The sequence below is a fragment of the Globicatella sp. HMSC072A10 genome (assembly GCF_001811625.1).
GTDB classification, from domain to species: domain Bacteria; phylum Bacillota; class Bacilli; order Lactobacillales; family Aerococcaceae; genus Globicatella; species Globicatella sanguinis.
In genome coordinates, this window is record NZ_KV805694.1 from 1 (window position 1) to 11,419 (window position 11,419).

Sequence of the window (11,419 nt, forward strand, 5' to 3'; positions counted from 1 at the left end):
GTATCAAGATACTCTGATATAGGACGCTTACCAAGCTTTTTTACTCATTTCGACTCTTTTTTAGAAAAGTAATCAATATGCATTTGAATTACATTCTTTACATATTTAATTCCATGCTACTATTTTTTGTCGCCTAAGCGAGCAATTTTTCCTTGCTGAATATAAACCGTTAAAATCGCAATATCCGCGGGATTGACACCACTCACTCGACTTGCTTGTCCTAGTGTACTAGGTTGGATTTTTTTCAAACGGTCTCTGGCTTCTGTTGCTAAACTGTCCACCGCATCATAATCAATATCTTCTGGAATGAACTTTTCTTCCATTGATTTCATTTTATCGACTCTTTGGTTTGCCTTAACAATATAACCTGCGTATTTTATTTGAATTTCAATTTGCTCTGCTATTTGACGTTCTAATGGACCTTCCTCACGAGGTATGATGCTTATTAAATCTCGATATCGAACCTCTGGTCTTTTTAGTAGATCAACTGCTAAAATACCGTCTTTTAATTGTGTTGATTGAATACTATTTAAATAATCAACCAATCCTGGTGTTTTTGGAGTTAAACGAATATTGCTTAATCTTTCTAATTCTTGTTCGATTAGATTTTGCTTATTGATGAAATAATCATAACGTTCTTGAGTAACTAAACCTAATTGATATCCCATTTCTGTTAATCTTAAGTCTGCATTATCATGGCGTAATAATAAACGATACTCAGCACGGGAGGTTAACAGTCGATAAGGTTCGGTTGTGCCTTTAGTAACTAAATCATCAATCATAACTCCGATATATCCTTCACTACGCTTCATTATGAAAGGTTCTTTTCCTTGAACTTTTAGGGAAGCATTAATCCCTGCAATTAAACCTTGTCCTGCAGCTTCTTCATAACCACTCGTTCCATTCATTTGGCCTGCTGTAAATAAACCATCAATAAGTTTTGTTTCTAACGATAGTGTTAATTGATGAGGAATTACAACGTCATACTCAATTGCATATCCCGGTCTCATCAATTGTGCATTCTCTAATCCTTTTATAGAATGCAATATTTCCATTTGAACATCTTCTGGCATGGAAGTCGATAATCCTTGAACATACATCTCATCTGTACCTAATCCTTCTGGTTCTATAAAGATTTGATGACGTGGTTTATCACTAAAACGAACAATTTTATCTTCAATCGAAGGACAATAGCGTGCACCTACTCCTTCGACTATTCCACTAAACATCGGTGCTCTGTGAAGGTTCCCTCTAATAATTTCATGAGTCATTTCATTCGTGTGGGTTAACCAACAAGGAACACTCTCTTCTTTATAACTTTCATCAGGTGTTAAAAATGAAAAATGATTAGGTTTCTCATCACCTGGTTGTATTTCAGTTTGATCAAAATCGATTGAATTTTTATTAATTCTAGGTGGAGTACCTGTTTTAAAACGAGCAAGTTCAAAACCTAATTCTAATAAATTCTCTGATAACTTAATAGATGGTAAAGTATTGTTGGGACCTGATGAATATCCTAATTCACCAATTATGATACGTCCTCTAGAGGATGTTCCTGCAGTTAAAATAACTGCATTCGATAAATAGCGCGCACCTGTTGATGTCACAACACCTTTTACTTGATTCTCTTCAACAATTAACTCTGTAACTAATCCTTGTTTTAAATCTAGATTCTGGGTATTTTCTAACACTTGTTTCATCGATTGAGCATATAACTGTTTATCAGCTTGTGCTCTTAAAGCTTGAACTGCTGGTCCTTTTCCAGTATTTAATAAACGCATTTGAATATACGTTTTATCAATATTGCGTCCCATTTCTCCACCTAAAGCATCGATTTCTCGCACTACGACTCCTTTGGCTGGTCCACCGATAGATGGATTACATGGCATAAATGCTACCATTTCTAAACTTAATGTTAACAATAATGTTTTACTTCCCATCCGGGCACTGGCTAGAGCGGCTTCCGACCCAGCGTGTCCCGCACCTACGACAATAACGTCATAGGAACCTGCTTCAAATTGTTTCATCTAATTTCCCCTTTTAATAAAATTCGACACTTTGTTCTATCAGTTGATTAGCGACATAAGTAAATTTTGCAGAAAAATAGGGTTTTCTATCTAAGATCCATTGTAGAAAAACATAATCGCCTTCCCAAGTCGGTTTGGCCATAACATCTTCATAGTTAACCCATTCCAAAGTACCCTCTGGACAATTTTCAATTAAATCTCCTGAAAATTCGGTGACACGGTAGACAAAACTATACCAGTCTTGGCCATCTTGTGTGAAATTTGGAAATGTTATAAATCCACATAATTCCATTTTTTCAGCAATTAAACCTGTTTCTTCATAAATTTCTCGTTTAGCACATTCTTCTGGTGTTTCACCTATTTCAAACTTACCACCGACACTGACCCATTTACCTTGATGAATATCATTTTCTTTTTTATTACGATGTAATAATAATAATTGTGAGCCATTATCGATATAACAGATTGTTGATAATTTCATTTTAGCCTCTACTTTCCTAGACAGAACTGACTAAACAGTTTATTCAATAGTTCATCTTGAACACTCTCACCCGTTATTTCGCCTAAAAGATCCCATGCTTTTGTAAAATCAATCTGAATTAAATCTACTGGCATTCCCATCTCAACAGAACTTAATACTTCATTTAATGAATCAACCGCTTGATTAAGCAATGCGACATGACGTGTATTGAGTAAATAATTAACATCCGTTGATTGAATTTCACCAGCGAAAAACTTCTTCTCAATTGCAGCTTCTAAAACTTCAATGCCTTGTTCTTCTATCATAGAGGTTGCAATTAATTCATCTTGTTTAATATAAGGACTCAAAGATTCCATCGTCAAGGCAGGTTTTAAATCTTGTTTGTTTAATAAGATTAAGCGATTCATGCCATTCGTTGCTTCAAGTAATTCTTTGTCAACCGGTTGTAATGTCTCAGATTGATTTAATATTAAGATAATCAAATCGGCCTGTTCTATCATTTTACGCGATTTTTCTACACCTATCTTCTCTACTACTTCATCCGTTTCACGAATGCCTGCAGTATCAATTAATTGTAATGGAACACCTCTTACGTTGACATATTCCTCTATGATATCACGTGTTGTTCCTTCTATATCAGTAACAATCGCTTTATCTTCGCCTATTAATCGGTTTAAAAGACTCGATTTCCCAACATTTGGACGACCTACAATAGCGGTTTTAATACCATCTCTAAATAATTTCCCTTGTTGAGCTTGAGATAAAATATTTAAGATTTGTTTCTTAACAGCCAATCCTGTTTCTTCAAGTTGCTTTAATGATAATTCTTCTACATCATCATATTCAGGATAATCAATGGTTACTTCTACTTGTGCTAGTGTGTCTAACATATTTTGTCTCAAACTACGGATTTTTTTCGATAAACTTCCACTTAATTGATTCACAGACGCGCTCATGGCCTTACTTGTTTTAGCTTGAATCAAATCCATCACTGCTTCTGCTTGCGATAAATCAATTCTTCCATTTAAAAATGCGCGTTTGGTGAATTCTCCTGGTTCGGCTAATCGTGCCCCTTGTTTTAAGACCAGCTCTAATATTCTTTGAACGGCCATTATGCCACCATGACAATTTATTTCAATAATGTCTTCTGTCGTAAATGATCGTGGTGCACGCATGACACTCACCATAACTTCATCCATTATCTCGTTATTATGAGGATCAATTATATGACCGTAATTAATGGTATGTGATGCGACTTTTTGAAGATCTTTACCTTTAAAAATTTGATTAGCATATTGAATTGCTTCAGACCCACTTAAACGTACAATCCCGATAGCCCCTTCCCCTAAAGCTGTGGAAATAGCAGCAATTGTGTCTAATTGGTACATATCATCACGCTCCTTCTTAAAATATAAAAAAGTGCCTAAACTACCCCTATTCATTCATAGGAGTAGTTAGCACTTTGACTGCTTAGTATTCATTTCGATTGAATTATACAAAAAATAGTTTCAGAATGCAACTATCGAAATCGATAATTGTTTATGAAAAAAATTAATTATTATATTATGAAATATAATAGGAGTGGCTAAGAAATAGAAAATTAAATGATTTTCGCTTCGTATGCCTACCCCAACACAGTGTAGTAGATTTCAAAAGGATTTTTAAAACATAGCTTTACGCCACTCAATCATTGTCATTAGCAAGCAAAAACGACTGAATTTATCATGTGTTTACCTAACCACCTTTTATTTAATTATGAAAACGATTGGTTAATATCCGTTTTCCACATATCATTAGGATACCATAACCCACCATCCGGATAGCTTATGGTATTAGGGGTCATGCCTAAACCATCAACTGTTAATTGAACAGCTTCCACACTGTAATGTTCTATCATAGTCATGACAATCGCTGGAATAATACCTCGTTCTGTCGCTTCACTTTGATTCATTGCTGCAACAATTCCCGGTGTAAAATCGACATTAATATAAGAAATTTCTTTATTAATTTTATTAACTGAAATATCTGGTGTTATCCAACCTAATGTTTGAAACAATTTTGTGTAAATATTAGCTGCTTCTTCATTCGTCTGAAATTTTATTGGTGCCACATCATCTACTAATACCAATTTATTATCTACTTGTTGTGGTGTTTTGATTGGGATTTGTACTTGAAAATAACTATTCTGACTAATGCTGGATAATACTAGGCTATTATCTGAATTAATTTCAGCTACAATACCCAAACCTTTAGCAAAATATTTTATTTGTTGGCCATCTTGGTAAGTAACTTCTACTACATCTTGATAAGTCGTTCCGTTTATATCTACTGTTTCAAATAAATTAGTAATACTAGCTATTTCCTCAGACGACATTTCCCAAGAATTACCTTTTTGGATTGGTGCCCTTAAAATTATTTTGGCCCCTTCTGTAGATAAGTTAGATAATTGATAACTTGGAATGATGGTGCCTTCTCCAATGCCTAAATCAGTGATTTGAGTTGCATCCCAAGCATAATAGTGATTTGAGATGGCTGTCGGTGTTTGTTCCCTTACTTGCATCATTTTTAAATTACCATCAACAAACTCCATATATCGAAAAATTTCTTGATCTTTCTCAATGAATTGATTGATTTGATTAGGTTGTATCGGGATAAAATCAACGATATTTTCAAAATTCATCGTCTCATCATAAGCCACTTCATTCGTAATCTCAATATTTATCTTTTTTTCTTTTCCCTTATTTTTGTGAGACTCTTGTTCAATATTTTGCTTTTCCGTTATATAGGCTTGTCTTTCTTCACTTAATCGAATCATCGGCTCTTTGCTACAAGCACTTAAAAATATAATGGATAAAAGAATAATAACATTTGGATGTTTCATTCAATAAATCCTTTCTAGATAAAATACGACGTATTTAAATTTTAATATTCTTTATAACAAATCAATTTTACGTAAATTAAGCTATAATTTCAAGCTTTAATCCATTGGAGAAAACTTAACGAATCAAACTTGTTCTTTCATTGAAAAATCATCAAAAAATGGGATAACTACAAAAAGCACTGAAAGTACTTAGTTCAGTACCATTCAGTGCTTATATTGATAACTAATTATTTTAATCGTTTTAAAACAATTGTCTCGTAAGGCGATAATTTAACGGATTGATTAACTACTTTGGCAGAGCCATTTCCAATAATTTTTTCTGCTGTTTCATTAAAACCGTCTGGTAATTCAACTTCAACTTCACCAGCGTAGAAATGACTTAAAACTAAAATTTCTTCCGTCTCCGTGGTTCTCAAATACGCCATCACTTTTGGATCATCAAGTAAAATCCCTTGGTAAGTCCCATTAATTAATGCATCTTCAGTTTTTCTTAAATGGATTAATTGTTTATAATAAGCAAATATTCCATTCGGATTATTGAGTTCTGCTTCAACGTTTACTGTTGGATAATTACTTGCTACATCTAACCAAGGTTGCCCGTTAGTGAAACCAGCATTTTTCGACTGATCCCATTGCATGGGTGTGCGACTATTATCACGTGATTTCGCTTGAATAATAGCCATCACTTTGGCACCATCATACCCTTTTTCTAACATAATCTTATAGTTATTATGGGTTTCAATATCATTATACTCTGCAATTGTTTGATAATTAGGATTAGTCATTCCAATTTCTTCACCTTGATAAATATAGGGCGTTCCTCTTAAAAATTGAATTGTCGTTCCTAACATCGCTTGCGTTTCATAAGGATATTTTTCTACATCGCCAAAGCGACTATTTGAACGTGGTTGATCATGGTTATTTAAGAATAGTGCATTCCAACCCTCACCATCAGACATCCCTTGTTGCCATTCATCTAAAATAGCTTTTAATTCGATGAAATCAAAAGATGGATTACTCCACTTTTCTCCCTCTTCATAGTCTACTTTTAAATGATGGAAACTGAAAATCATTGATAATTCATTTTCTTGTGGATTAGTATAACGAATTCCATTTTCAACAGTGGTTGAAGACATTTCTCCAACTGTCACAATATCCTCTCTTTGGCCGAAAGTCGCTTGATTCATTTCATTAATCCATTTATGTACGATTGGTGTATCCGTATAAAGTGATTTTTCTTGTGAAGAACCAGGTTTTTCACTATCAATCAAATCGGGGTCTTTTCCAATCACATTTAAAACATCAAAACGGAATCCTTTCACCCCTTTATCTAACCAGAAACGAACTACTTTGTATAATTCTTGTCTCACATCTGGATTATGCCAGTTTAAATCAGCTTGTGTTACATCATACAAATGTAAATAGTACAAATCTGTGTCACCAAATTTTTCCCAAGCGGGTCCACCAAATTTAGATTCCCAATTGGTAGGCAATGAACCATCCGCTTTTAATGGACGTAAGTAGTAAAAATCTTGATAATAAGGATCCCCTGCTAATGCTTTTTGAAACCATTCATGTTCCGTTGAGGTATGATTAAAAACCATATCTAACATTAAATCAATATTGTGATTTTTAGCCACTGACACTAATTTCTCAAAGTCTTCCATGGTACCAAATAATGGATCAATTTCAATGTAATTACTGACATCATAACCATTATCATTTTGTGGAGAAGGATAAAAAGGATTCATCCAAATCATATCGATTCCTAGATCAGCTAGGTAATCAATTTTCTCAATAACCCCTTTCAAATCTCCAATTCCATTGCCATCAGTATCTTTAAATGATTTTGGATATAATTGGTAAATTACTTTTTCTTTAATTGACACAGAATTTCCTCCTATATTAGTTGACTATGCTTTTTTTGAACCTGTAAATAAATTGGATTTTTTAAAGGTAATTGTCAATACTAATGGTACAATGAATGCCACTAACATACAAATAATAAATGAAATCATCGTTTCCGGTGTAATCACTAAGAATCCTGGTAAACCACCTACCCCAATTGAAGTTGCTTGAACGTCAAAGGTTGTACATAACAAACCAGCAATACCAGAACCAATCATAGCAGCCACAAATGGATAAACATATTTTAAAGTAACCCCGAACATTGCAGGTTCAGTAACGCCTAAATATGCTGATACAAAGGAAGGTATCGTTACTTGAGATTCCTCTTCATCATGACGCGTTAACCACCAATATCCCACTACAGCAGAACCTTGAGCGATATTAGATAAAGCAATCATTGGCCATAAACCAGTTGTCTTTGAAGCTGTATCGGCGATTAATTGTGAATCGATTGCATTGGTCATATGGTGTAAACCAGTAATAACTAATGGCGAATATAAAGCACCAAAGATAGCACCAAATAACCATTTTAACGGTCCGGTTAATCCTGCTAATACCACTGTAGAAATAATATTTCCTAACCACCAACCAATTGGTCCCAATACAGTATGAGCTAAAATAACAGCTGGTAATAATGATAAGAATGGGACTAAAATCATTGATAACATTTCAGGAACATGTTTACGCCAGAATTTTTCTAAGTAACCTAATGTTAAACCAGCTAACATGGCTGGAATCACTTGCGCTTGATATCCAATCATATTTAATTTAAAGAAACCGAAATCCCATTGTGGCACTGTCCCTTCAGCTAAAGCACCTGCGGCACCATAAGCATTCAATAATTGTGGTGATACTAAGGTTAAACCTAATACAATTCCTAAAATTTGAGTTGTTCCCATTTTACGAGTAACAGCCCAAACAATCCCAACTGGAAGGAAGTGGAAAATAGCCTCCCCAGGTAACCATAAGAAATGATTGACACCACCCCAAAATTGACTAACATCCGTAATGGTATTCCATACAGGTTCACCCGCAGCATTGGTCAGAGCGACGCCATCTACAACTTTTTGTCCTAATGCTTCAAAACCGACACCTTCTAAAACATTACGGAAGCCTAAAATAAGCCCCCCAACAATAATGGCTGGAATAATAGGTGCGAAGATTTCAGCTAAGAAAGCCATCGCTTTTTGCAATTTGTTTTGATTCTTCTCAGAAGCACGTTTAACATCTTCTTTAGAAGCCTCTGAAACACCTGACAAGCGAGCAAAATCTTTATAAAACTCTGAAACAGCATTTCCAATAATAACTTGGAATTGTCCTGCTTGAGTAAACGTCCCCTTAACAGAAGCTAATTTTTCGATATCTGCTACCTTAGCTTTTGCTGGATCAACTAAAGCAAATCGCATCCGTGTTGCACAGTGTGTCACAGCTGCAATATTATCTTTACCACCAACTAAGTCAAGTAATGCTTTTGCATCTTGTTCAAACTTAGACATAATATGTCCCCCTTTTTTAAAATCTGACCACTTACGAAATGTAAGCGGTCTTAAGTTAAGTATATTACAATTTAATGGGTGAAACAATGCTCTGTACTATTAATAGTTATTATAAGAATAGGCTTTATGGTTTATATTCAACTACTAAATAACGATTTGGGTCACGACCTTCAGAATGTGTTGCGATATGTTCAACCTTACTTAAATACGCATGGATTTGTTTGCGTTCATAGCTTGGTAATGGATCCAATACAACTGAATGTTTAGTTTTGAGCACTTCTTTTGCTGTACGTTCAGCAATTTGTTCTAAAACATTGGCACGACGATTACGATAATCCCCAATGTTGAGAATCACCGATTGGCGTCTTTTATCATATTGATGGACCATAATTTGAGCCAATACTTGTAATGAATTAATAATTTTACCGTGTTTCCCGATAATTAAGCCAGATTTATCTGTTTCGATATTAAAGATAAGTTGATTTTTTTGACGTTCAACCGTTATATCCGCTTTTGCTCCGTAATCATTAATAATGTTTTCTAAATATTCGGCTACTTTTTGATGTTCAGCCATTAAGTCATCGTGATGATTGTTTTCAGTTTCCACATTGTCAGAAATTAGTTCTGAATCTTTCACTGGAGTTTGAACAGCTTTTGGTTTTTCAACCTTTGCCGGCTCAACTTTTTGTTCTTGCTGATGTGGTTTTGTTTTTGATTTTTTTACTTCTTTTTTAATAGATGGTTCGGGTCTTTTCGTATGATCGATTAGCTCAGCTTTTTTTTCTTCTACTTGCTTTTCAATTTCAGCTGTTAATTCTGAAATGGAGGCATTTTTAGAAATTTCAACGATGGCATCTTGTTTTCCAAAACCGAATAATCCTTTTTTCCCCTCACTAATAATGTTGATATTAGCTTCAGCTTCTGAAATATTTAATTTAGTCAAACCGATTTTAATCGCTTTTTCAACTGATTCAGCTCTAATTGTAGTACTATGTTCCATCCTGATTCGCTCCTTACTATTTTTTAACGCGTTTCAATGCTTTGCGCAAAGCACGTTGTTTTTCTTTTTCAGCTTGTAGTTTTGCTTCACGTTCTGCAATAATTTTATAAGGATTATTGTAAACAAATGTTTGAATTAATGTAATCGCATTTGAAACAACCCAATATAAAGTAACAGCACTTGGTAATCCAAGTGAAATTAATAAAATAAAGGCTGGCATGATATACATCATCGTTTTAACTTGGCTATTTGGATTTTCATTACTTTTCATTGTGAAGTAGGAATTCGCAAATGTTAATACCGCTGCCAATATCGGTAAAATAAATAATGGGTCCATTTGACCTAAGTTAGTCCATAAAAAATGCCCTTGCTTTAATTCTGGGGTACGACTAATTGATTGATAAAGGGACATCATCACTGGTAATTGAATCAATAAAGGTAAGCAACCAGCAAATTGATTAACTCCATGTGATTCTAATAATTGTTGTTGTTCTTCTTGCGCTAATTGCATTGATTCACGATCACGATTTGGATATTTTTCTTTGATTTTATCTAATTCTGGTTGTAATGCTTGCATTTCACGTTGTGATTTTAATTGCATTTTGGTCAATGGAATTAATAAAGCACGAATTAATATCGTAAAAATAATAATCCCAAGGGCATAACTGCCGCCAAATAAATTTGATAACCAAATAATAAATTGAGATAAGTTATAAATAATATACCGATCCCATAAATTAGTACTTTCAGCACTAATTGGTTCGTTAACATTACCACAAGCGGTTAACACTAAAACTATCGATAACAATAGGATAATTTGTAACCATTTTTTATAATTTTTCTTCATATAGGTCTACTGCAACTCCTCTAACTTTTTGATATCAATAATTGAGGCAATTTTCATAACATGAACCAATGATTTTTTTATTTCATAAAAATTACGATTGACTATATCTTTGCGAGCTATTATTAAATAATCATATTCATTATTGATGGCAGGGGATAATTCATGAATCGCATGTCGTAGGAATCGTTTTATTTTATTTCTCTTTACCGCATTTCCCATTTTTTTACCAACCGATAACCCTACACGAAAATGTACTTGTCCAATTTTAGGGTACACATAAAGTACTAACTGGCGGTTAGCATAGGAAGTTCCATTTTGAAAAGCATCTTGAAAATCCTTTTCACTTTTTACACGATATTCTTTCTTCATTTTCTACCTCATCTTATACTTGACTCAATTATTCACTTTTCATTATAACGAATTTTAACGTAAAAAAAAATACAAATAGACAAATAAAAAAAGTTACCACGAAACGTAGTAACTTTTTTTGCATTATGCTGATAATTTTGCGCGTCCTTTTTGACGACGTTTTCTTAATACACGACGACCGTTTTTAGTACTCATACGTTTACGGAATCCGTGGACTTTTTTACGCGTTCTCTTTTTTGGTTGGTAAGTTCTTTTCATTATGACACCTCCTAAAATCTAAACCTTTATGTCAATACCTAAAACATTTTAATGAAGTATTGGCTAAAAGTCAAGATGCTATTGTTGATTTTTAGGAATAAAAGTAACATTTTTTTAATATGAAAGTTCTAAAATTAAATTAGCCACTTAAA

10 protein-coding genes are annotated in these 11,419 nt (G+C 33.9%); all 10 read right to left on the reverse strand.

All coding sequences use genetic code 11. The annotated features are described in order from the left end of the window. Positions 1 to 119 precede the first annotated feature (119 nt). The gene (gene mnmG, locus HMPREF2811_RS04160; RefSeq protein WP_071408231.1) at positions 120 to 2,027 is read right to left on the reverse strand and encodes a tRNA uridine-5-carboxymethylaminomethyl(34) synthesis enzyme MnmG; all 1,908 of its coding nucleotides are present in this window, start codon (positions 2,025 to 2,027) and stop codon (positions 120 to 122) included. 13 nt (positions 2,028 to 2,040) lie between these two features. Then, on the reverse strand, positions 2,041 to 2,508 hold the full coding sequence (locus HMPREF2811_RS04165; RefSeq protein WP_071408232.1) for an NUDIX hydrolase: 468 nt from the start codon (positions 2,506 to 2,508) through the stop codon (positions 2,041 to 2,043). An 8-nt stretch (positions 2,509 to 2,516) separates the two neighbouring features. Then, positions 2,517 to 3,896 (reverse strand): tRNA uridine-5-carboxymethylaminomethyl(34) synthesis GTPase MnmE, encoded by a 1,380-nt coding sequence (gene mnmE / locus HMPREF2811_RS04170; protein ID WP_066126857.1) that lies wholly within the window; start codon positions 3,894 to 3,896, stop codon positions 2,517 to 2,519. A gap of 365 nt (positions 3,897 to 4,261) precedes the next feature. Beyond that, positions 4,262 to 5,389, reverse strand: a complete 1,128-nt coding sequence (locus HMPREF2811_RS04175) for a GerMN domain-containing protein (RefSeq protein ID WP_071408233.1) — start codon at positions 5,387 to 5,389, stop codon at positions 4,262 to 4,264. A gap of 227 nt (positions 5,390 to 5,616) precedes the next feature. Further along, positions 5,617 to 7,278: an alpha,alpha-phosphotrehalase gene (gene treC, locus HMPREF2811_RS04180; protein ID WP_071408234.1), complete on the reverse strand. Its 1,662-nt coding sequence runs from the start codon at positions 7,276 to 7,278 to the stop codon at positions 5,617 to 5,619. A 24-nt stretch (positions 7,279 to 7,302) separates the two neighbouring features. Then, a complete protein-coding gene (gene treP, locus HMPREF2811_RS04185) occupies positions 7,303 to 8,793 on the reverse strand; it encodes a PTS system trehalose-specific EIIBC component (protein WP_071408235.1) in 1,491 nt (496 codons plus the stop codon). Positions 8,794 to 8,917: 124 nt separating this feature from the next. Beyond that, a complete protein-coding gene (gene jag, locus HMPREF2811_RS04190) occupies positions 8,918 to 9,793 on the reverse strand; it encodes an RNA-binding cell elongation regulator Jag/EloR (protein ID WP_071408236.1) in 876 nt (291 codons plus the stop codon). A gap of 16 nt (positions 9,794 to 9,809) precedes the next feature. Beyond that, positions 9,810 to 10,640, reverse strand: coding sequence for a membrane protein insertase YidC (gene yidC, locus HMPREF2811_RS04195; protein WP_071408237.1), 831 nt, complete (start codon positions 10,638 to 10,640; stop codon positions 9,810 to 9,812). Positions 10,641 to 10,646: 6 nt separating this feature from the next. Beyond that, positions 10,647 to 11,009 (reverse strand): ribonuclease P protein component, encoded by a 363-nt coding sequence (rnpA, locus tag HMPREF2811_RS04200; RefSeq protein WP_071408238.1) that lies wholly within the window; start codon positions 11,007 to 11,009, stop codon positions 10,647 to 10,649. Between the two features lie 123 nt (positions 11,010 to 11,132). Further along, positions 11,133 to 11,267, reverse strand: a complete 135-nt coding sequence (gene rpmH / locus HMPREF2811_RS04205; protein ID WP_066126812.1) for a 50S ribosomal protein L34 — start codon at positions 11,265 to 11,267, stop codon at positions 11,133 to 11,135. Positions 11,268 to 11,419 lie beyond the last annotated feature (152 nt).